The following is a 22,674-nucleotide window of genomic DNA, read 5'->3' as shown; positions in this document are numbered from 1 at the left end:
GGATTACGCCGACACCTTCTCTTCCGCATCTGGCAGTTTCGGTACCAGCACGGTCGGTTTACTATCAATGCGTGTCACCAGCAGCTGGTCGATGCGGTAGTTATCAATATCCACCACTTCAAACTTGAAGCCGGAGAACTTCACCGAGTCGGTACGTTTCGGGATCTTACGCAGCATAAACATCATAAAGCCGCCGATGGTCTCGTAGTTTCCGGACTGCGGGAACTCGTCGATATCCAGCACGCGCATCACGTCCTCAATAGGTGTACCGCCGTCAATCAGCCATGAGTTCTCGTCACGCTGCACAATTTGCTCTTCCAGCCCCTGGCCGACCAGGTCGCCCATCAGCGTCGTCATGACGTCGTTGAGGGTGATAATCCCCACCACCAGCGCATATTCGTTCATGATCACCGCGAAGTCTTCACCCGCAGTTTTGAAGCTTTCCAGCGCTTCGGAGAGCGTCAGGGTGTCCGGCACAATCAGGGTGTTGCGGATCTGTACGCCGCTGTTCAGCGCCAGGCTCTGGTTTGCCAGCACGCGGTTCAGCAGGTCTTTGGAGTCCACATAGCCGATGATATGGTCGATATCTTCGTTACAGACCAGGAATTTGGAGTGCGGATGCTGCGCCACTTTGGTCTTCAGGCTCTGCTCATCTTCATGCAGATCGAACCAAATGATGTTCTCACGGCCGGTCATGGAAGAGGGAACGGTACGGGATTCCAGTTCGAAAACGTTTTCAATCAGCTCGTGTTCCTGCTTGCGCAGCACGCCTGCCAGCGCCCCGGCTTCCACCACGGCGTAAATATCATCGGATGTGATGTCGTCTTTACGCACCATCGGCAGCTTGAAGATGCGGAAAATGACGTTCGCCAGGCCGTTAAAGAACCACACCAGCGGGCGGAAGACGTACAGACAGAAGCGCATCGGGTTGATGATACGCAAAGCCACAGCTTCTGGCGCAATCATACCGATGCGTTTCGGGGTCAGGTCCGCGAATAAAATGAACAAACCGGTGACCAGCGAGAAGGAGAGGATGAAGCTCAACTGCTCGGCCAGCTCTACGGACATGTACTTTACAAAGAGGCTATAAAACGCCGGAGAAAACGCTGCATCGCCCACGATACCGCCAAGAATGGCGACCGCGTTCAGGCCAATCTGCACCACGGTAAAGAACATGCCGGGATTTTCCTGCATTTTCAAAATGCGTGATGCGTTGATGTTGCCCTCGTCGGCAAGCAGCTTCAGTTTGATTTTACGGGAGGCAGCCAGCGAGATCTCCGATATCGAGAAAAATGCACTGACGGCAATAAGACAAAGTATTACTAAAATACTGTTTAACATAGTTTATCCGGCTTCTCGCCAGATCCTCAGAAGGGGAGTTGATACCATTCGTGTGAAGACACATTGAAGTCAGCTCGTAGCGTTGAGCCGATTATTTCAGCGGTAGTATAGCGTAAAGGCGTGTAAATCTGCCAGAGGTCACGTTTTCGACAAATAAGGTGGGCCTGCGGCGGGGAGTGTGGTTGAGTTATGCGCCACGCGGCTCGCGTGGCGCTGATGCAGTAATCAGGCGTGCTGTGGAGGCAGGCAAACGCCGATGCCGCCAATCCCGCAGTAGCCGTACGGATTTTTATGCAGATACTGCTGGTGATCGTCTTCGGCATAGTAGAACGGTTTCGCGGTAGCGATTTCGGTCGTCACCTGGCGTTTATCGCCGGCCGCCTGCATTGCTTCCTGGAAACGCGTCAGGCTGGCGTGGGCCGCGGCCTCCTGCTCTGGGGTGAGCGGATAAATAGCCGAACGGTATTGGGTGCCGTGATCGTTACCCTGACGCATGCCCTGCGCCGGGTCATGGTTTTCCCAGAACACCTGGAGCAGCTGTTCATAGCTGATAACGCTCGGGTCATACACCACACGGACCGCCTCGGCATGCCCGGTTTCGCCGGAACAGACTTCGCGGTAGGTTGGGTTAGGCGTATACCCTCCGGTGTAGCCCGCAGCGGTACTGTAAACGCCCGGCAGCTGCCAGAACAGGCGCTCTACGCCCCAGAAGCAGCCCATGGCAAACAGGGCGATCTCCATTCCATCAGGAACATTTGTCATTGAATGGTTGTTTACGGCGTGTAATGTCGCCACTGGCATAGGGGTGTTGCGTCCCGGTAACGCATCGGCTTGTGATACCAGATGCTTTTTATCGAATAAACTCACGGTGGGGCCTCCCGGGTAGCGTTGTTTCGGTTAAGGTTGTCACGAAGCGTTTAATTGAACACAATAAATGCGATGAATGAGTCTAGATTTAATCATAAGAAATATTTGGGTGTTGCACCCTTTTTCAACCCGTAATTTGGGTTTTTGGCCAGCAGGCCGTATTTTGCCGCGGAGCGGCACTGCATTTGCTTCCAGGGTGGAAACAGGGATATTCAGGAGAAAACGTGACAAAGATCCGCCAGTTATGTTTAGTCAGTTTAATGCTGACAAGCGGGATTGCCAGCGCGGCGAATGTCCGTTTGCAGGTTGAGGGGTTATCCGGGGCGCTGGAAAAAAACGTGCGTGCGCAGCTTTCTACCATCCAGAGCGATGAAGTGACGCCGGATCGGCGTTTTCGCGCGCGCGTGGATGACTCCATTCGCGAAGGCTTAAAGGCGTTGGGTTACTACGAACCCACCATCGATTTCGACTTACGCCCGCCGCCGGCGAAGGGGCGTCAGGTATTGATTGCCCGCGTTTCGCCGGGCGAACCCGTTCTGATTGGCGGCACGAACGTGGTGCTGCGCGGCGGTGCGCGCACGGATCGGGACTACCTGGATCTGCTCAGCAACCGCCCGAAAGTGGGCACCGTGCTCAATCACGGGGATTACGATCGCTTTAAAAAGTCGTTGACCAACGTTTCCCTGCGTAAAGGCTATTTCGACAGCAAGTTCAACAAAAGCCAGCTGGGCGTTGCGCTTGAGCGACGTCAGGCATTCTGGGATATCGACTACGACAGCGGCGAACGCTATCGGTTTGGCGAAGTAACCTTCGAAGGATCGCAGATCCGTGACGAGTATCTGCAAAACCTGGTGCCGTTCAAAAAGGGCGACTACTACCAGTCCAGCGACCTCGGCGAGCTGAACCGTCGTTTGTCCGCTACCGGCTGGTTTAACTCCGTGGTGGTGGCGCCTGAATTTGAAAAATCCCGTAAAACGAAGGTATTACCGCTGCATGGCGTAGTCTCTCCGCGCACCGAGAACACCATTGAGACCGGTGTCGGCTACTCCACGGACGTCGGCCCGCGCGTGAAGGCCTCGTGGAGAAAACCGTGGATGAACTCCTACGGCCACAGCCTGACCACCAGCGTCAGCCTCTCTGCGCCTGAACAGCAGCTGGACTTCAGCTACAAAATGCCGCTCCTGAAAAACCCGCTTGAGCAATATTACCTGGTGCAGGGCGGCTTTAAGCGTACCGATTTGAACGATACCGAGCAGGACTCGACAACGCTTGCGGTCTCACGCTTCTGGGATCTCTCCAGCGGCTGGCAGCGCGCCATTAACCTGCGCTGGAGCCTCGATCACTTTACCCAGGCCAACGTCACCAACACCACCATGCTGCTTTATCCGGGGGTGATGATCAGCCGCACCCGCTCGCGCGGCGGCCTGATGCCAACCTGGGGCGATTCCCAGCGCTACTCCATCGATTATTCCAACACCGCCTGGGGATCCGACGTGGACTTCTCCGTCTTTCAGGCGCAAAACGTCTGGATCCGCACGCTGTATGACAAACACCGCTTTGTGATGCGCGGCAATCTCGGCTGGATTGAGACGGGTGATTTCGAGCGCGTTCCGCCGGACCTGCGCTTCTTCGCCGGGGGCGACCGCAGCATTCGCGGGTATAAGTACAAATCGATCTCACCTGAAAACGAAAAAGGCCAGCTGACCGGGGCATCCAAACTGGCGACCGGCTCGCTGGAATACCAGTACAACGTCAGCGGCAAATGGTGGGGCGCCATGTTTGTCGACAGCGGGGAAGCGGTAAACGACATCCGCCGCAGCGATTTCAAAACCGGCGCGGGCGTAGGCGTGCGCTGGCAGTCACCGGTCGGGCCGATCAAGCTCGATTTCGCCGTTCCGGTGGGTGACAAAGAAGAACACGGTTTACAGTTTTACATCGGTCTGGGGCCTGAATTATGAGTTTATGGAAGAAGATAAGCCTCGGAGTGCTGATTTTTATCGTATTGCTGCTGGGCACGGTGTCGTTTCTGGTGGGCACCACCACGGGCCTGCATCTGCTGTTTAACGCCGCGAACCGCTGGGTGCCGGGGCTGGAAATCGGCCAGGTGACGGGCGGATGGCGCGATCTGCGCCTGAAAAATATCCGCTATGAACAGCCCGGCGTGGCGGTGAACGCGGGCGAGTTTCATCTGGCGGTGAAGCTGGGCTGCCTGCGGGACAGCAGGCTGTGCGTAAACGATCTGTCGTTAAAAGACGTAAACGTGGCGATAGATTCCAAAAAAATGCCGAAGTCTGAGCCCGTCGAGGAAGAGGATAGCGGCCCGCTTAACCTCTCCACGCCGTACCCGATTGCGCTCTACCGGGTTGCACTGGATAACGTCAACATCAAAATCGACGATACGACGGTATCGGTGATGGATTTCACCTCCGGTCTGCGCTGGCAGGAGAAAAACCTCACCCTGACCCCAACCTCCCTGCAAGGGCTGCTGATTGCGCTGCCGAAGGTGGCCGACGTGGCGCAGGAAGAGATCGTCGAGCCGAAGATCCAGAACCCGCAGCCGGAAGAAAAACCGCTGGGTGAAACGCTGAAACATCTCTTCTCGAAACCGGTGCTGCCGGAGATGACCGACGTGCATCTGCCGCTGAACCTCAATATCGAAGAGTTTAAGGGCGAGCAGCTGCGTCTGACGGGTGACACCGATCTGACGGTCTACAACATGCTGCTTAAAGTCAGCAGCATCGACGGCAACATGAAGCTCGACGCGCTGGATATCGACTCCAGTCAGGGCTCGGTGAACGCCTCAGGCAACGCGCAGCTGCGCGACAACTGGCCGGTAGATATTACGCTGAACAGCGCCCTGAACATCGATCCGCTGAAGGGCGAAAAGGTGAAGGTGAAGGTCGGCGGTGCGCTGCGCGAGAAGCTTGAGTTCGGCGTGAACCTGTCCGGCCCGGTGGATATGGTGCTGCGCGGGCAAACCCAGCTGGCAGAGGCCGGTTTACCGCTCAACCTTGAGATTGTCAGCAAGCAGCTTTACTGGCCATTCACCGGGGAAAAGCAGTTCCAGGCCGACGATCTGAAGCTGAAGCTGAGTGGCAAAATGACCGATTACACGCTGTCGTTCCGCACGGCAGTGAAGGGGCAGGGGGTACCGCCCGCCGATATCACCCTGGATGCGAAGGGTAACGAGTTGCAGGTAAACCTCGACAAGCTGACCGTGGCAGCCCTGGAAGGAAAAACCGAGCTGACCGCACTGCTCGACTGGCAGCAGGCGATCAGCTGGCGCGGCGAGCTGAAGCTGACCGGGATCAACACCGCCAAAGAGGTACCGGACTGGCCGTCAAAACTCGACGGCCTGATCAAAACCCGCGGCAGCCTGTACGGCGGCACCTGGCAGATGGACGTGCCGGAAATCAAGCTGACCGGCAACGTAAAGCAGAACAAAGTCAATGTAGAGGGCTCGGTTAAGGGCAACAGCTATCTCCAGTGGGTGATCCCGGGCCTGCACGTGGCGCTGGGCCGCAACACGGCGGATATCAAAGGCGAGCTGGGGATAAAAGACCTCGATCTGGATGCCACCATCGACGCGCCAAACCTTGATAACGCCCTGCCGGGCCTTGGCGGTACGGCGAAAGGGTTAGTGAAGGTTCGCGGTACGGTGGAAGCGCCGCAGCTGCTGGCGGACATTACCGCTAACAACCTGCGCTGGCAGGAACTCTCCATTGCTCGCGTGCGCGTCGAAGGGGACGTGAAATCCACCGATCAGATCGGCGGTAGCCTCGACCTGCGCGTGGAGCGTATTTCTCAGCCGGACGTGAACATCAGCCTGGTGACGCTGGCGGCGAAAGGTAACGAGAAGCAGCACGATCTCCAGCTGCGCGTGCAGGGCGAGCCTGTCTCCGGGCAGCTGCACCTGACCGGCAGCTTTGACCGCAACGCGACGCGCTGGAAAGGGCAACTGGACAACACCCGCTTCAGCACGCCGGTTGGCCCGCTGGTGCTGTCCCGATCCATCGCGCTGGACTACCGCAACGCAGAGCAGAAAATCAGCATTGGGCCGCACTGCTGGACCAACCCGAACGCCGAGCTGTGCGTGCCGCAGACCATTGATGCGGGCGCGGAAGGACGCGCGCAGATCAACCTCAACCGTTTTGACCTGGCCATGCTGAAACCGTTTATGCCGGAAACCACCCAGGCGAGCGGGGTCTTTAGCGGTAAAGCGGACGTTGCGTGGGACACCACCAAAGAGGGCCTGCCGCAGGGCAGCGTGAGTCTCTCCGGGCGTAACGTGAAGGTCACGCAGGAGGTCAATGACGCGCCGCTGCCGGTGGCGTTCGACACCCTGAATCTGAATGCCGACCTGCGTAACAACCGCGCGGAGCTGGGGTGGCTTATTCGTCTGACCAACAACGGTCAGCTTGACGGCCAGGTGCAAATTACCGATCCGCAAGGGCGGCGCAACCTCGGCGGCAACGTCAATATTCGCAACTTCAACCTGGCGATGGTGAATCCGATTTTCTCGCGGGGTGAAAAAGCGGCGGGCATGCTCAGCGCCAACCTGCGCCTGGCGGGAGATGCGCAAAGCCCGCAGCTGTTTGGCCAGATGCGGCTAAGCGGCGTGGACATCGACGGTAACTTTATGCCGTTCGATATGCAGCCAAGCCAGCTTGCGATGAACTTTAACGGCCAAAGCTCAACCCTCAGTGGTTCAGTGCTGACGCAGCAGGGACAAATCAACCTGAGCGGCGACGCAGACTGGAGCCAGCTGGATAACTGGCGCGCCCGTATTGCGGCCAAAGGCAGCAGGGTGCGTATCACGGTACCGCCGATGGTGCGGCTGGACGTATCGCCAGACGTGGTCTTTGAGGCCACGCCAAGCCTCTTCACGCTGGACGGCCGCGTCGACGTCCCGTGGGCGCGCATCGTGGTTCACGAGGTGCCGGAAAGCGCGGTTGGCGTCTCCAGTGATGAAGTTATGCTCAATGAAAATCTGAAACCTGTTGAACAGAAGAGCGCTGGCATACCGATCAATAGTAATCTTATCGTGCACGTGGGGAATAACGTGCGTTTGGACGCGTTTGGGCTGAAGGCGAGACTCACGGGTGACCTGAAAGTGGCGCAGGATCAGCAGGGGCTGGGCCTGAATGGACAAATCAATATTCCTGAAGGGCGCTTCCATGCCTACGGTCAGGATTTGATTGTGCGTAAAGGTGAGCTGCTGTTCTCCGGTCCTCCGGATCAGCCGGTCCTGAATATCGAAGCGATCCGTAACCCGGAAGCCACCGAAGATGATGTGATTGCGGGCGTGCGCGTGACGGGCTCCGCCGATGAACCTAAGGCAGAGATCTTCTCTGACCCGGCCATGTCGCAACAGGAAGCGCTCTCTTACCTGCTGCGCGGACAGGGTCTGGATAGCCAGCAGGGCGATGGTGCGGCAATGACGTCAATGTTAGTCGGTCTGGGGGTTGCACAAAGTGGTCAGGTTGTGGGTAAAATCGGCGAGACGTTTGGCGTAAGCAATCTGGCGCTGGACACTCAGGGCGTGGGTGACTCTTCGCAGGTAGTGGTCAGCGGCTATGTACTGCCGGGTCTACAGGTAAAATATGGCGTGGGGATCTTTGACTCACTGGCTACACTCACGTTACGTTACCGCCTGATGCCTAAGCTATATCTGGAAGCAGTGTCCGGCGTAGACCAGGCACTTGATCTGCTCTATCAGTTTGAGTTTTAGCAATGCGAATATTTGTTTACGGCAGTTTACGAACCAAGCAAGGCAACAGCCACTGGATGACCAACGCCCAGTTGCTGGGAAATTACACAATCGAAAACTATCAGCTGTACAGTCTGGGCCACTATCCAGGCGCGGTTCCGGGGAACGGAACGGTACAGGGTGAGGTTTATCGTATTGATAATGCTACGCTGGCCGAACTTGATGCCTTGCGCACCAGGGGCGGTGAATACGCTCGCCAGTTGATCCAGACGCCTTACGGCAGTGCATGGATGTACGTGTACCAACGTTCGGTCGACGGGTTAACGCTGATTGAAAGCGGTAACTGGTTAGACAGAGACCAGTTCTGAAAAACGACAACGCCACCGTAAGGTGGCGTTGTTCATAACAGCCCCTGACGGTTTGCTTCATACCAGACCAGAGGTGACATTCGTCTAAGATAGTTCGCCGATATATCTCCGGTTCGATATAAATCAAAATGTTTTGATCTTAACGATCGACAATCAGTGGCATCTAGCTTAAGTCGGGTAATAGTCGCCGTGACTTCAGCAAGACGTGGAGATGAGGGGTTAGGGTAAATAGCACCCGATACCAGTTCAAGGCAAAAATCACCATCGTTTACATCAAACGGATCCAGGACGTCATCATACTTATTTTTCCTGCTATTCATCCGGGAGCAGGAAAGGCGGTAATTGGCCCATTCATAGGCTAAATCAGCACGTAGTGATTTTGCAGCAAAATGATCCACTGAACCATTGCCGGTAACTCGCTCAAAATGCACGGCGACGTAGGCACAAACGCCGCTGTAGCTGTTATAGAGATCGTCAAGACAATCCAACCAATAACTATTGATTTTTGTCCCTTCTGGAAGAGGCTGAGTGACATCAATATTGTTAGCGGCCAGATGCAATAACCCTTTTTGGCGTACTTTCGCATCAAATTCTTCGGGTTCTGGCTGTGGGGTAACGCATAACATATTATAACCACCCCTTTTTTTCGCCAACGTAACGCCAACGCATCCAGAATGGATCGGTATCGCTTAATACCGAACGAAGTTTCTTGTCTATTCTCTGTGCCTGCGTCAGCGTTATTTTATCACTGGATAAAATTTTAGCTGCTTCACTGAGAACTTTTTCAGCCTCCAGTGAACGTGCCATATTCAGATCAAAAGCCTCACTGGTCAGCCAGTTTGAGACATCACCCTGACGAATGAAGTCTCGTTTTGAAAGCACGACATTTTGATCAATGAAGTCTAAATCAAACCAGGCATCTTTCTCTGCTTTAAAGACGGGTTCCACTGATGCCATTACTAGTGGAGAATGCGTTGCGGCAATAAGCTGAACGTCTGGACGTTCTGTCAGTTCTTTCATTACATTCAGTACTGCGGGAACAATACTTCTTTGCCAGCTAGGGTGTAGGTGAGACTCAATTTCATCAATTAAAAACACAATTTGATGGGTCGATTTTTCGTCAAGAATGTTGGCTGCATACTGATGTTCCTGCCATGCCCAAATAAGGAAATAGGCGAGTGCAAGAATTCGTCGAATGCCTGATGAGGCGTGGATAACAGGAACATCCTGGCCGTATGGCATACGCACAGTGGGCATATCTCGAGCATCGTCAAGGCTGATTCGAGCGAGCTCCCCCATGACGAGCGTCTCTTTTTCAGAAGGAGAAAGCGCCTGTAATACCTTGTTGAAAAGAGAGATTGCCTTGCCATTTTCTTTTTGCCACAACGCTAAATCAGCGATAATGCCATTGCAAAGAATGTTTCCATCCTCCGCTCTCAGTCCCTGCCAAACCTCCTGGGGGGTAAAAACATAAGCTGGACGTCGTTCCTGGATATCGACGTTATCTTTTGTTTTCCAGTAATTTCTGGCGGGATCCCAGACGGCAAAACTGCCATCTGTCATGGCATACAGGACCAGCCCTGGGTTAGCGGGGCGGCCCTGTCGGCCGGTCCATGATTGTTCACGACGCTGAAAACTACTGGTGTATTTTTCTTGTTTCTTTTTTGCGCTAAAGCTAAATGTAATCGTCGCATCGCCAGCTGCACGTGGCAGGATTTTTTTTCCTGTGTTCATCGCAGGATTAATTTCTGAGGGCCATCTGCGCGTTAACGACCACCATGCTATATCCAGGAGAAAACTTTTACCCAGGCCGTTATCGCCAGTGATGAGATTTAGCCGATCGCCAAACTCTAACGCCATTTCAGGAGCCGGACCGACGTTAGATAACTGGAGTTTTTTTAACATAAACCGCTCCGTATATAGGAAAAAACGCGACATTTAGCAGGCCGAGTTTAACGGCAAACTCCGTATATTTCATCTGATAAAGAAGGTATGTCAGTGAAGCAGAAATGAGTGATATGGAGCACGAGATGGGAATTGAAGGTTTGAAAAGTTAAGCGGGGAGCGGGAGTTGCTCCCCAGCCGTTAAGCCGAATTACTTCTTAGCTGCACGTTCGAAAGAGGCGATGATTTCTGCTTTCGCCGCTTCTGCGTTATCCCAGCCTTCAACTTTAACCCATTTGCCTTTTTCGAGATCTTTGTAGTGCTCGAAGAAGTGGGCGATCTGCGCTTTCAGCAGCTCTGGCAGGTCGTTCACATCTTTAATGTGATCGTATTCTTTGCTCAGCTTGGTGTGCGGTACGGCAACCAGTTTCGCATCTTCACCCGCTTCGTCGGTCATTTTCAGCACGCCAACAGGACGGCAGCGAATGACGGAGCCTGGCTGCAATGGGTATGGCGTTGGGACCAGTACGTCAACCGGGTCACCGTCCAGAGACAGGGTGTGGTTGATGTAGCCGTAGTTGCACGGATAGAACATGGCGGTAGACATGAAACGGTCAACGAACAGCGCGCCGGTGTCTTTGTCGATTTCGTATTTGATTGGATCTGCGTTGGCCGGGATTTCGATAACCACGTAGATGTCTTCTGGCAGTTCTTTACCCGCAGGGACGTTGAGTAAGCTCATGTCGGTGTCCTTCAAAATGGATGGTAAACAAGTGGCAAGTATTATAGCCAACTGGCGCTGAAAGTCTTCGCCTGTTTTCGTCTTATCTCCCCCGCGCCTTCACTTTTCAGACCGTTTCCATGACAGGATAATCCATAAACTCAGCCGCATTTTAAATGTGGAAATGAAAGCGATTACAAACTTGTGATTAACGTTTTATTCACTTTTCTGAAGTGTGACGTAACGCAATCCGTAACATATTCCATTGGCTATAGTTCATCCGCAGAACATCTTTTAACCAACAATAACCTACCCTACGAGGACGTTCATATGTGGAAGCGCTTACTTCTTGTTACAGCAGTTTCGGCAGCCATGTCGTCTATGGCGATGGCCGCACCGTTAACCGTTGGATTTTCGCAGGTCGGATCTGAATCCGGCTGGCGCGCCGCTGAAACGAACGTGGCGAAAAGTGAGGCTGAAAAGCGCGGTATTACGCTGAAAATCGCCGATGGTCAGCAAAAGCAAGAGAACCAGATTAAAGCGGTGCGCTCATTTATCGCCCAGGGCGTGGATGCCATCTTTATCGCCCCGGTTGTCGCGACGGGCTGGGAGCCGGTGCTGAAGGAAGCCAAAGATGCTGAAATTCCTGTCTTCCTGCTCGACCGTTCCATCGACGTAAAAGACAAATCTCTCTATATGACCACCGTCACCGCCGATAACGTGCTGGAAGGCAAACTGATTGGTGACTGGCTGGTGAAGCAGGTGGATGGCAAGCCGTGTAACGTGGTTGAGTTGCAGGGAACGGTTGGTGCGAGCGTCGCGATCGACCGCAAGAAAGGGTTCGCGCAGGCCATCGCCAGCGCGCCAAACATTAAGATCGTTCGTTCTCAGTCCGGCGACTTCACCCGCAGCAAGGGTAAAGAGGTCATGGAAAGCTTCATCAAGGCAGAAAATAACGGCAAAAATATCTGCATGGTTTACGCCCACAACGACGACATGGCGATCGGCGCCATTCAGGCCATCAAAGAAGCGGGCCTGAAGCCGGGCAAAGATATCCTTACCGGCTCGATCGACGGCGTGCCGGACATCTACAAAGCAATGATTGACGGCGAAGCGAACGCCAGCGTTGAGCTGACGCCAAACATGGCGGGCCCGGCATTCGATGCGCTGGAGAAATTCAAGAAAGACGGCACGGTGCCTGAAAAAGTGACGGTCACCAAATCCACGCTCTACCTGCCGGACACGGCGAAAGAAGAGTTAGAGAAGAAGAAAAATATGGGCTACTGATCAGTGACATTGCCGGGTGGCGCTGCGCTTACCCGGCCTACGATACGCTCATTTGTAGGCCGGATAAGCGTAGCGTCATCCGGCTTAATGCAGGGGGAAATCATGACCACCGAACAACACCAGGAAATCCTCCGCACCGAGGGCCTGAGTAAATTTTTCCCAGGCGTTAAGGCGCTGGATAACGTTGATTTCAGCCTGCGGCGAGGGGAGATCATGGCGTTGCTCGGCGAAAACGGCGCGGGGAAGTCGACGCTGATTAAAACCCTGACGGGTGTTTATCACGCCGATCGCGGCGCTATCTGGCTGGAAGGTAATGCGATTTCGCCAAAGAATACCGCGCATGCCCAGCAGCTGGGGATCGGCACTGTCTACCAGGAAGTGAACCTGCTGCCAAACATGTCGGTAGCGGACAACCTGTTTATAGGCCGCGAGCCCAGACGTTTTGGCCTGCTGCGCCGCAAAGAGATGGAAGCGCGCGCCACGAAGCTGATGGAGTCTTATGGTTTCTCTCTCGACGTGCGTGAACCGCTGAACCGCTTTTCCGTGGCGATGCAGCAGATCGTCGCGATCTGTCGCGCTATCGATCTCTCGGCGAAAGTGCTGATCCTCGATGAACCCACCGCCAGCCTCGATACCCAGGAAGTGGAGATGCTTTTTACCCTGATGCGCCAGCTGCGCGATCAGGGCGTGAGCCTGATCTTTGTTACGCACTTCCTCGATCAGGTTTACGAGGTAAGCGACCGCATCACGGTGCTGCGCAACGGCGGCTTTGTCGGCTGCCGGGAAACCCGCGAGCTGCCGCAGATTGAGCTGGTCAAAATGATGCTGGGCCGCGAGCTGGAGACCAACGCACTCCAGCGCGCGGGCCGCACGCTGCTGAGCGAAAAACCGATCGCCGCCTTTCACGACTACGGCAAAAAAGGAACCATCGCGCCGTTTAATCTGGAGGTGCGCCCCGGCGAAATTGTGGGTCTGGCGGGTCTGTTAGGCTCCGGACGCACCGAAACCGCCGAAGTGATCTTCGGGATCAGGCCCGCCGACAGCGGAACGGTGCTGATCAAAGGCAAACCGCAAACGCTACGCTCGCCGCATCAGGCGTCGTGCCTCGGGGTGGGTTTCTGCCCGGAAGACAGGAAAACGGACGGAATTATTGCCGCCGCCTCGGTGCGGGAAAACATCATTCTGGCGCTACAGGCCCAGCGCGGCTGGCTGCGTCCGATCCCGCGTAAAGAGCAAAACGCCATTGCCGAGCGCTTTATCCGCCAGCTCGGTATACGTACCCCGAGCGCCGAACAGCCCATTGAGTTTCTCTCCGGCGGCAACCAGCAGAAGGTGCTGCTTTCTCGCTGGCTGCTGACCAAACCGCAGTTCCTGATCCTCGACGAGCCCACGCGCGGCATCGACGTGGGCGCGCACGCCGAAATCATCCGGCTTATCGAAACGCTGTGTGCCGACGGTCTGGCGCTGCTGGTGATCTCGTCTGAGCTGGAGGAGCTGGTTGGCTATGCCGATCGCGTCATCATCATGCGCGATCGCAGGCAGGTGGCAGAGATCCCGCTGGATAAGCTGTCCGTTCCGGCGATCATGAATGCCATCGCGGCGTAAGGAGTCAAATGTGATGTCCCGTTCTCTTTCGCAAACTGGCGAAGCGAAGCGCCGCTTCAGCTGGCCGACCGGCACGCCGCAAATCGTGGCGCTGCTGCTGGTGCTGCTGGTGGATAGCCTGGTAGCCCCGCATTTTTTCCAGATCGTCGTGCAGGATGGCCGCCTGTTTGGTAGCCCGATCGACATCTTAAACCGTGCCGCGCCCGTGGCGCTGCTGGCGATTGGCATGACGCTGGTGATTGCCACCGGCGGGATCGACCTCTCCGTCGGTGCGGTGATGGCGATTGCGGGCGCCACCGCCGCCTCGATGACCGTTGCCGGGCACAGCCTTCCGGTAGTTTTGCTCGCCGCGCTGGGGTCCGGCGTATTAGCCGGGCTGTGGAACGGCATTCTGGTCGCGGTACTCAAGATCCAGCCGTTTGTCGCGACGTTGATTTTGATGGTGGCCGGGCGCGGCGTGGCGCAGCTTATTACCTCCGGTCAAATCGTCACCTTTAGCTCCCCGAGCCTGGCGTGGATCGGCAGCGGTAACGTCCTGTACTTCCCGACGCCGGTGATCGTTGCCCTCGTGACGCTGGTTATCTTTTGGCTTTTCACCCGCAAAACGGCGCTCGGGATGTTCATTGAAGCGGTGGGGATTAACATTCGGGCCGCGAAAAACGCCGGGGTGAATACCCGGCTGATGGTGATGCTGACCTACGTCCTGAGCGGCGTCTGCGCCGCGATTGCCGGGGTGATCGTGGCCGCCGATATTCGTGGGGCGGATGCCAACAACGCCGGGCTCTGGCTGGAGCTGGACGCGATCCTCGCGGTGGTGATCGGCGGCGGATCGCTGATGGGCGGACGGTTTAACCTGCTGCTCTCGGTGGTGGGGGCGCTGATTATTCAGGGTATGAATACCGGTATTTTGCTCTCCGGCTTCCAGCCGGAGCTCAATCAGGTCGTCAAAGCGGTCGTGGTGCTTATCGTGCTTATCGTGCAGTCGCCGCGCTTTATCACTCTCATTAAGGGGATCCGCGGTCATGATAAAACGTAATTTGCCGTTAACGATCACGCTGGGCGTGTTCGTGCTGGGCTACCTCTACTGCCTGACCCAGTTCCCGGGGTTTGCCTCCACGCGGGTGATTTGCAACATTCTGACCGATAACGCGTTTCTCGGGATTATTGCCGTCGGCATGACCTTTGTGATCCTCTCTGGCGGGATCGACCTCTCCGTTGGGTCGGTGATCGCCTTTACCGGCGTGTTCCTCGCCAAGGCCATTGGCTTCTGGGGCATTTCGCCTCTGCTGGCGTTCCCGCTGGTGCTGGCCATGGGCTGCGCGTTCGGCGCCTTTATGGGGCTTTTAATCGACGCGCTGAAAATCCCGGCGTTTATCATCACCCTTGCCGGGATGTTCTTCCTGCGCGGCGTGAGCTATCTGGTGTCGGAGGAGTCGATTCCGATTAACCACCCGATCTACGACACGCTCTCGAGCCTGGCGTGGAAAATTCCCGGCGGAGGGCGCCTGAGCGCGATGGGGCTGCTGATGCTGGGCGTGGTGGTGATCGGGATCTTCCTCGCCCACCGTACCCGGTTTGGTAATCAGGTGTATGCCATTGGCGGCAGCGCCACGTCCGCGAACCTGATGGGGATTTCCACGCGCAGCACCACTATCCGCATCTACATGCTTTCGACCGGCCTTGCCACGCTCGCGGGGATTGTGTTTTCGGTGTACACCCAGGCAGGTTATGCGCTGGCGGGGGTGGGGGTTGAGCTGGACGCCATTGCCTCGGTGGTCATCGGCGGCACGCTGCTCAGCGGCGGCGTGGGGACGGTGCTCGGCACGCTATTTGGCGTGGCGATCCAGGGGCTGATTCAGACCTACATCAACTTCGACGGCACGCTCAGCTCCTGGTGGACCAAAATCGCCATTGGCATTCTGCTGTTTATTTTTATCGCGCTCCAGCGCGGCCTGACGGTGCTGTGGGAGAACCGCCAAAGCTCGCCTGTTACCCGTGTAAACACCTCTGTAACAGGGCGATAACGTGCTGAAATTGCTTAAAGTCTAAACATTTTCCGGTAGCGGCCGATACTCTTTTTTTATGCCCAGAAATATCTCGCTACCGGAAATAACATCATGCTTAAAACGCTATCGATTCGTACCGGCTTGCTCTCTTTACTGGCCGTTATGACCCTTCTGTTGCTGATTGTCAGCGGCATCGGCATTTATGCCCTTACACAAAGCTCCGCTTCTCTCCAGCGCATCAATCACCTTCAGGGTGAACAGATGGTGCAGCTGAATGCCGGCTATACGCTGATCCTGCGCGCGCGTAACGAAGCGGGTCAGGCCGTCCGCATGATGGAGGTCGGCCTGCTGGACGATGCGGCCAACGCGGTCAAAACCATTAATCAGGAAGTGACGCTGGCACAGAAAACGCTGAAGGGCGTGATCGGCGGTGGCGTGGCGGATGAACAGGGACAAAAGCTGCTGGATAAGGTCGCCGCGAGCCTGGCGGTGTACAACCAGCAGGGCATCACCCCGATGCTGAACGCCCTGAACGAGCAAAGCGCGGACGGCTATTACAATCTGCTGGAAAGCAAGCTGGTGCCGGTGGCGAAGCAGTTTGATAACGATATGCAGGCGTTCCAGGCGTGGAGCGAGGCGCGCGGCAAAGCGGAAGTGAGCGCCGTGCAGGCGAGTAAAACCCGCGTGCTGATCCTGATTATCGTCGCGGCGCTGCTGACGGCAGGCATTATCGTGCTGGCCTGGCTGGTGCTGCGCCATATGCTGCTCAAGCCGCTTTCAGCCTCAATTACCCAGCTGGAACACGTGGCGGCAGGGGATTTAACCTACGCCCTGAACGCGCCTGCGAGCCAGGAATTTAATCGTCTCAACGCGGCCATCGAAGAGATGCGTCAGTCGCTGATGGGCTCCGTCCTGCGCGTGCGCGACGCCAGCTCGCAGATTGATACCGGCAGCCGCGAGCTGACGGCCGGGAACCTGAACCTTGCCCAGCGCACGGAATCCACCGCCACGTCGCTGGAGCTGACGGCCGCCAGCATGGAAGAGATCACCGCCACGGTGAAACGTAACGCCGAAAACGCCGGGCAGGCGCACCAGCTGGCGCAGTCGGTCTCCGACACCGCCGATCGCGGCAGCGAAATGGTCTGCTACGTCATTGAGAAGATGCGCGATATCTCCGGCAGCGCGGCGCGCATCGCCGATATCCTGAGCGTTATCGACGGGATCGCCTTCCAGACCAATATTCTGGCGCTGAACGCGTCCGTAGAAGCGGCGCGTGCGGGCGAGCAGGGACGGGGTTTTGCGGTCGTGGCGGGTGAGGTGCGCAATCTCGCCAGCCGCAGTGCCGCTGCGGCGAAGGAGATCCGCTCGCTTATCAGCGATTCGCAAACCCACGTGAACGAGGGCAGCGAGCTGGCGCAACAGGCCGGTGAGACGATGGACGAGATCGCCACCGAAGTGCTGCGTATGACCAAACTGATGCGAGAAATTGCAACGGCGTCTCAGGAGCAGAGCCGCGGCATTGAGCAGGTGAATATCGCCGTTAATCAGATGGATGAAACGGCACAGCAAAACGCGGCGCTGGTTCAACAATCCTCTGCGGCAACACGTTCCCTGGAGGCGCAGTCGCGCGAGCTGATGGAGGCGATGGCCTCCTTCAGGCTGACGGCGCAAACGGCATGATAAAAAAAGGGGAGCCTGTCAGGCTCCCCTTTTTACGCCTTACGCGTCCGGGAATTCGCGGATCATGCGTTCAACGTCTTCCACCATATGGTTATTGCCGACGAAGAACGAACGGCGCTGGTGCAGGCTTTCCGGCACGATATCCAGAATACGCTCTTTACCGTCGCTCGCCTTGCCGCCCGCCTGCTCGGCCAGGAACGCCATCGGGTTGCACTCGTACAGCAGACGCAGCTTCCCGTCAGGGTGGCTTGCCGTGCTTGGATAAAGGTAAATCCCGCCCTTCAGCAGGTTGCGGTGGAAATCCGCCACCAGCGAGCCGATATAGCGCGAGGTGTACGGGCGCTGCGTGGCTTTATCCTCTTCCTGGCAGAATTTGATGTACTTCTTCACGCCGTTCGGGAATTTGATGTAGTTGCCTTCGTTGATGGAGTAGGTATTGCCCTTCTCCGGGAAGCGCATACGCTCCTGGCACAGGCAGAACACGCCCAGTGACGGATCGTAGGTAAAGGCGTGTACGCCGCAGCCGGTGGTGTACACCAGCATGGTGGACGAGCCATACACCACGTAGCCGGCAGCAACCTGATTGCTGCCCGGTTGCAGGAAGTCTTCTTCCGTCACCGGTGTGCCAACCGGCGTAACGCGACGGTAGATGGAGAAAATGGTACCAACAGAAACGTTAACGTCGATGTTGGAGGAGCCGTCGAGCGGATCCATCAGAACAACGTATTTCGCGTGTTCGCACCCTTCGAAGACGACGATCTCATCTTCTTCTTCAGAGGCGATACCCGCAACGATGTCGCGCGCGCGCAGTGCTGCTTTCAGTTTTTCATTGGCGAACAGGTCGAGTTTTTGCTGAACCTCACCCTGAACGTTCTCGGCACCGCTGGCACCCAGGATATCGACCAGACCGGCCTTGTTGATATCGCGGTGGATGATCTTAGCGCCCAGCTTTATTGCCGACAGCAAAGCAGTGAGCTCACCCGTAGCATGAGAGAACTCGTGCTGCTTTTCGACAATAAATTCACCTAACGTTTTCATAACACTTTCCCTGCATCTTATGTTGAGTAAAGCGGTTGATGTCCAACAATCTTAACAAACATTCAAATATTAGCGCAGAGGTGAATCGCGCCAGCAAAATACGGATTTACCTGAAATGCGTTTCACAGCCGCTGACATGTGGGTAAAATGTGCGCCACATTGAAGAAGGATAGTGACGTATGCGCATTCATATATTGGGGATTTGTGGCACTTTCATGGGCGGACTGGCAATGCTGGCGCGCTCGCTGGGCCATGAAGTGACAGGTTCGGACGCCAATGTGTATCCGCCGATGAGCACGCTGCTGGAGAAGCAGGGAATTTCTCTGATTCAGGGATACGACGCCAGCCAGCTGGAGCCGCAGCCGGATCTGGTGATCGTTGGCAACGCCATGACCCGTGGGAATCCATGCGTTGAAGCGGTGCTGGAACGCAATATCCCGTACATGTCTGGCCCGCAGTGGCTGCATGATTTTGTCCTGCGCGACCGCTGGGTGGTCGCCGTTGCCGGGACGCACGGCAAAACCACCACCGCCGGCATGGCGACCTGGATCCTCGAAGCCTGCGGTTACAAGCCGGGCTTCGTGATCGGCGGCGTGCCGGGGAATTTTGACGTTTCCGCGCGTCTGGGCGACAGCCCGTTCTTTGTGATTGAAGCGGATGAATACGACTGCGCATTCTTCGACAAGCGATCCAAATTCGTGCACTACTGCCCGCGCACGCTGATCCTCAATAACCTTGAGTTCGATCACGCGGATATCTTTGACGACCTGAAGGCGATCCAGAAACAGTTCCACCACCTGGTGCGCATCGTGCCGGGCCAGGGTCGTATCATCCTGCCGGAGAACGACATCAACCTGAAGCAGACCCTGGCGATGGGCTGCTGGAGCGAGCAGGAGCTGGTAGGCGAACAGGGCCACTGGCAGGCGAAAAAGCTCAACGCCGATGCTTCCGAGTGGGAAGTGCTGCTCGACGGTGAGAAAGTCGGTGAAGTGAAGTGGGGCCTGGTGGGCGAACACAACATGCACAACGGCCTAATGGCGATAGCGGCGGCGCGTCATGTGGGGGTTCTGCCTGCGGATGCCGCCAGTGCGCTGGGCACGTTTATCAACGCCCGTCGTCGTCTGGAACTGCGTGGCGAAGCCCACGGCGTGACGGTGTACGACGATTTCGCGCACCACCCAACCGCCATTCTGGCGACGCTTGCCGCATTGCGTGGCAAAGTCGGCGGCACCGCGCGCATTCTGGCCGTACTGGAACCGCGTTCAAACACCATGAAAATGGGGATCTGCAAAGACGATCTCGCGCCGTCCTTAGGGCGTGCCGATGAAGTCTTCCTGCTGCAACCGCAGCATATTCCGTGGCAGGTGGCCGAGGTGGCCGATGCCTGCATTCAGCCGGCGCACTGGAGTGCGGACGTGGATGTCTTAGCGGATATGGTGGTGAAAGCCGCACAGCCTGGCGACCACATTCTGGTGATGAGCAACGGCGGGTTTGGTGGGATCCATCAGAAGCTGCTGGACGGTCTGGCGAAGAAAGCCGCAGCCGCAGCGTAAAAAAAAGCCCGGTGGCGCTAGCGCTTACCGGGCCTACATTTCTTCGCACGACCTTGTAGGCCGGATAAGGCGTTTACGCCGCCATCCGGCGCAAACCCGCACAGATTACTCTTCGTTCTCAGACAGCTCGCGCAGATACTGGAAAATCAGGCGCGCTGACTTCGGCGGCTTATTCCCTTCTTTCTCTTTCTTCGCGTTGCGGATAAGCGATCGCAGCTGCTGGCGGTCGGCATTCGGCCACAGGTTCAGCACTTCTGGTACCGCGTCATCACCTTGCTCGATCAAACGATCGCGGATCTGCTCCAGCTTATGGAACAGCGCAACCTGCTGGTTATGGCGGTTTTTCAGCTTATCCAGCGCCTGACGGATCGGCTCTACGTCACGCTGACGCAGCAGTTTACCGATAAGCTGAAGCTGGCGGCGACGCCCTTCTTTCTTGATTTTCTGTGCCAGTTCAATGGCATCACGCAGATCCTGGTCGAGCGGGAGCTTATCCAGCGCGTTTTTACCCAGTTCTACCATTTCTGCGCCAAGCTGTTTTAACTCTTCGGCGTCACGTTTAATTTCACTTTTACTGACCCAGATGATCTCATCATCTTCGTCTTCGATGTCATCACCGGGAACGTCGTCGAGCCAGTCTTCGGGCTGCTTAGTCATGTCAGGCTCCTTAAAAAAAGAGGCTAATGTTACCAGTTAAGACGCGCACTGAAAAACGGTTCTCTGTTAGACTTCACTTAACTCTCTCTTACAGTATGGCATTTGCGATGAAAGTAACCTCACAAGTTGAAGCGCAGCGTAAGATCCTGGAAGAAGCCGTCTCCACCGCGCTGACGCTCGCTTCAGGCAAATCAGATGGCGCCGAAGTGGCGGTCAGCAAAACCACCGGCATTAGCGTGAGCACCCGCTATGGCGAAGTGGAGAACGTAGAATTTAACAGCGATGGCGCGCTGGGGATCACCGTGTATCACCAGAATCGCAAAGGCAGCGCGTCGTCTACCGATCTCAGCCCGGATGCCATCGCCCGGACGGTGCAGGCGGCGCTGGATATCGCCCGCTACACCTCGCCGGATCCTTACGCTGGCGTGGCCGATAAAGAGCTGCTGGCGTTTGACGCGCCGGATCTCGATCTGTTCCATCCGGCGGAAGTGACCCCGGACGAAGCCATTGAGCTGGCCTCGCGCGCCGAGCAGGCGTCTTTGCAGGCCGACAAACGCATCACCAACACCGAAGGCGGCAGCTTTAACAGCCACTACGGCATTAAAGTGTTCGGTAACTCGCACGGCATGTTGCAGGGGTACTGCTCAACCCGTCACTCGCTGTCCAGCTGCGTGATCGCCGAAGAGAACGGCGACATGGAGCGTGACTACGCCTACACCATTGGCCGCGCGCTGGGGGATTTGCAGTCTCCGGAGTGGGTGGGCAAAGAGTGTGCCGAACGCACGCTGTCACGCCTCTCACCGCGTAAGCTCTCCACCATGAAAGCCCCGGTCATTTTTGCCAATGAAGTGGCGACCGGCCTGTTTGGTCATCTGGTGGGGGCGATTGCGGGCGGTTCGGTGTACCGTAAATCGACCTTCCTGCTCGACTCGCTGGGCAAGCAGATCCTGCCGGAATGGCTGACCATCGAAGAGCATCCGCACCTGCTGAAAGGGCTGGCGTCTACGCCGTTCGACAGCGAAGGCGTGCGCACGGAACGCCGGGATATCGTTAAAGACGGCGTGCTGACCCAGTGGCTGCTGACCAACTACTCCGCGCGCAAGCTGGGGCTGAAAAGCACCGGGCACGCGGGTGGGATCCACAACTGGCGCATTGCCGGACAGGGCCTGAACTTTGAGCAGATGCTGAAAGAGATGGGCACCGGCCTGGTGGTGACCGAGCTGATGGGGCAGGGCGTGAGCGGCATCACCGGAGACTATTCTCGCGGTGCGGCAGGCTTCTGGGTCGAAAACGGTGAAATTCAGTATCCGGTGAGCGAAATAACCATCGCCGGCAACCTCAAGGACATGTGGCGCAATATTGTTACGGTCGGTAACGATATTGAAACACGCAGCAATATTCAGTGTGGTTCTGTATTGCTGCCGGAGATGAAAATCGCCGGTCAGTAATACCCGTAAAAGCGTGTTTAATAATAAAAAAGGAAGTGAGCAATGCGTAAACACCTGTTAGCGATCGTCGCGGCTTCAACGCTGGTTCTTGGCTCGTCCGCGTTTGCTGCCGATCTCGAAGACAACATGGACATCCTCAGTGAAAATCTGAAGGTGGTGCAGAAAACCGACAATGCCGCCGAGATGAAGGACGCGCTGACCAAAATGCGTGAAGCGGCGCTGGACGCGCAAAAAGCGACGCCGCCGAAACTGGAAAGCAAAGCGGCGGACAGCGCCGAGATGAAAGACTATCGTCACGGCTTTGACGTGCTGGTAAGCCAGATCGACGGCGCGCTGAAGCTGGCTAACGAAGGCAAAGTCAAAGAAGCCCAGGCGGCGGCCGACCAGTTTGCGGCGACCCGCAACGCGTATCACAAAAAGTATCGTTAATTGGGTGCCTGAGCTGTACGTCCTTTCTCCGTATGCGGAGGCGCATTACGCGCCCCCGCATCCTTGCTCCTTTCCGTCCC

The 22,674-nt window shown here is 56.4% G+C and carries 18 protein-coding genes; 11 read left to right on the top strand and 7 right to left on the bottom strand.

Annotation, left to right across the window (positions count from 1 at the left end; genetic code table 11):
• Nucleotides 1-3: 3 nt before the first annotated feature.
• Entirely contained in the window at nucleotides 4-1,341 is a 1,338-nt protein-coding gene (locus N5C09_RS16630; protein ID WP_006810357.1) for a hemolysin family protein, read from the bottom strand.
• 225 nt (nucleotides 1,342-1,566) lie between these two features.
• Nucleotides 1,567-2,208 (bottom strand): peptide-methionine (S)-S-oxide reductase MsrA, encoded by a 642-nt coding sequence (gene msrA / locus N5C09_RS16625; RefSeq protein WP_063867179.1) that lies wholly within the window; start codon nucleotides 2,206-2,208, stop codon nucleotides 1,567-1,569.
• Between the two features lie 224 nt (nucleotides 2,209-2,432).
• Between msrA and tamA the strand changes: the two genes are divergently transcribed.
• The 3 genes from tamA to N5C09_RS16610 are packed head-to-tail and all read left to right on the top strand — an operon-like array spanning nucleotide 2,433 to nucleotide 8,286.
• On the top strand, nucleotides 2,433-4,166 hold the full coding sequence (gene tamA / locus N5C09_RS16620) for an autotransporter assembly complex protein TamA (protein WP_279749478.1): 1,734 nt from the start codon (nucleotides 2,433-2,435) through the stop codon (nucleotides 4,164-4,166).
• Nucleotides 4,163-7,939, top strand: coding sequence for an autotransporter assembly complex protein TamB (tamB, locus tag N5C09_RS16615; RefSeq protein ID WP_279749477.1), 3,777 nt, complete (start codon nucleotides 4,163-4,165; stop codon nucleotides 7,937-7,939). Before tamA ends, tamB begins: the two co-directional genes overlap by 4 nt.
• Nucleotides 7,940-7,941: 2 nt before the next feature.
• Nucleotides 7,942-8,286, top strand: coding sequence for a gamma-glutamylcyclotransferase (locus N5C09_RS16610; protein ID WP_045307822.1), 345 nt, complete (start codon nucleotides 7,942-7,944; stop codon nucleotides 8,284-8,286).
• 32 nt (nucleotides 8,287-8,318) lie between these two features.
• Here N5C09_RS16610 and N5C09_RS16605 read toward each other — a convergent pair whose 3' ends face one another.
• From N5C09_RS16605 to ppa, 3 genes are all read right to left on the bottom strand, one after another.
• Nucleotides 8,319-8,912, bottom strand: a complete 594-nt coding sequence (locus tag N5C09_RS16605) for a hypothetical protein (protein WP_279749476.1) — start codon at nucleotides 8,910-8,912, stop codon at nucleotides 8,319-8,321.
• Between the two features lies 1 nt (nucleotide 8,913).
• Nucleotides 8,914-10,191 carry an ATP-binding protein gene (locus N5C09_RS16600; protein WP_102750479.1) on the bottom strand — a complete coding sequence of 426 codons (1,278 nt, stop codon included), beginning with the start codon at nucleotides 10,189-10,191 and terminating at the stop codon, nucleotides 8,914-8,916.
• Nucleotides 10,192-10,381: 190 nt separating this feature from the next.
• Nucleotides 10,382-10,912: an inorganic diphosphatase gene (gene ppa / locus N5C09_RS16595; RefSeq protein ID WP_006810347.1), complete on the bottom strand. Its 531-nt coding sequence runs from the start codon at nucleotides 10,910-10,912 to the stop codon at nucleotides 10,382-10,384.
• 309 nt (nucleotides 10,913-11,221) lie between these two features.
• Here ppa and ytfQ point away from each other — a divergent pair, with 309 nt between their 5' ends.
• The 5 genes from ytfQ (at nucleotide 11,222) to N5C09_RS16570 (ending at nucleotide 17,469) form a co-directional block, all read left to right on the top strand.
• Complete coding sequence (ytfQ, locus tag N5C09_RS16590; protein WP_112792401.1) at nucleotides 11,222-12,178, top strand: galactofuranose ABC transporter substrate-binding protein YtfQ; 957 nt, start codon at nucleotides 11,222-11,224, stop codon at nucleotides 12,176-12,178.
• 102 nt (nucleotides 12,179-12,280) lie between these two features.
• Nucleotides 12,281-13,783 carry a galactofuranose ABC transporter, ATP-binding protein YtfR gene (gene ytfR / locus N5C09_RS16585; protein WP_279749474.1) on the top strand — a complete coding sequence of 501 codons (1,503 nt, stop codon included), beginning with the start codon at nucleotides 12,281-12,283 and terminating at the stop codon, nucleotides 13,781-13,783.
• 10 nt (nucleotides 13,784-13,793) lie between these two features.
• Nucleotides 13,794-14,819 carry a galactofuranose ABC transporter, ATP-binding protein YtfT gene (gene ytfT / locus N5C09_RS16580; protein ID WP_165498418.1) on the top strand — a complete coding sequence of 342 codons (1,026 nt, stop codon included), beginning with the start codon at nucleotides 13,794-13,796 and terminating at the stop codon, nucleotides 14,817-14,819.
• Complete coding sequence (gene yjfF, locus N5C09_RS16575) at nucleotides 14,806-15,807, top strand: galactofuranose ABC transporter, permease protein YjfF (RefSeq protein ID WP_193036933.1); 1,002 nt, start codon at nucleotides 14,806-14,808, stop codon at nucleotides 15,805-15,807. Before ytfT ends, yjfF begins: the two co-directional genes overlap by 14 nt.
• Before the next feature lie 93 nt (nucleotides 15,808-15,900).
• Entirely contained in the window at nucleotides 15,901-17,469 is a 1,569-nt protein-coding gene (locus N5C09_RS16570; RefSeq protein ID WP_279749473.1) for a methyl-accepting chemotaxis protein, read from the top strand.
• Nucleotides 17,470-17,508: 39 nt separating this feature from the next.
• On the opposite strand, the gene fbp is transcribed toward N5C09_RS16570, so the two are convergent.
• Nucleotides 17,509-18,507 carry a class 1 fructose-bisphosphatase gene (fbp, locus tag N5C09_RS16565; RefSeq protein WP_063450890.1) on the bottom strand — a complete coding sequence of 333 codons (999 nt, stop codon included), beginning with the start codon at nucleotides 18,505-18,507 and terminating at the stop codon, nucleotides 17,509-17,511.
• 179 nt (nucleotides 18,508-18,686) lie between these two features.
• Between fbp and mpl the strand changes: the two genes are divergently transcribed.
• Nucleotides 18,687-20,060 carry a UDP-N-acetylmuramate:L-alanyl-gamma-D-glutamyl-meso-diaminopimelate ligase gene (gene mpl / locus N5C09_RS16560; protein ID WP_102750474.1) on the top strand — a complete coding sequence of 458 codons (1,374 nt, stop codon included), beginning with the start codon at nucleotides 18,687-18,689 and terminating at the stop codon, nucleotides 20,058-20,060.
• Nucleotides 20,061-20,165: 105 nt separating this feature from the next.
• On the opposite strand, the gene yjgA is transcribed toward mpl, so the two are convergent.
• On the bottom strand, nucleotides 20,166-20,717 hold the full coding sequence (gene yjgA, locus N5C09_RS16555; RefSeq protein ID WP_063450888.1) for a ribosome biogenesis factor YjgA: 552 nt from the start codon (nucleotides 20,715-20,717) through the stop codon (nucleotides 20,166-20,168).
• Between the two features lie 95 nt (nucleotides 20,718-20,812).
• On the opposite strand from yjgA, the gene pmbA reads away from it, so the two are divergent.
• Nucleotides 20,813-22,165: a metalloprotease PmbA gene (gene pmbA / locus N5C09_RS16550; RefSeq protein ID WP_107534531.1), complete on the top strand. Its 1,353-nt coding sequence runs from the start codon at nucleotides 20,813-20,815 to the stop codon at nucleotides 22,163-22,165.
• A 42-nt stretch (nucleotides 22,166-22,207) separates the two neighbouring features.
• On the top strand, nucleotides 22,208-22,594 hold the full coding sequence (cybC, locus tag N5C09_RS16545; protein WP_063867201.1) for a cytochrome b562: 387 nt from the start codon (nucleotides 22,208-22,210) through the stop codon (nucleotides 22,592-22,594).
• Nucleotides 22,595-22,674: the final 80 nt, after the last annotated feature.

Source organism: Enterobacter sp. GD03975 (assembly GCF_029838645.1).
In the GTDB taxonomy this organism is placed as follows: domain Bacteria; phylum Pseudomonadota; class Gammaproteobacteria; order Enterobacterales; family Enterobacteriaceae; genus Enterobacter; species Enterobacter quasihormaechei.
This window is presented reverse-complemented; position numbering and strand designations above follow the sequence as displayed.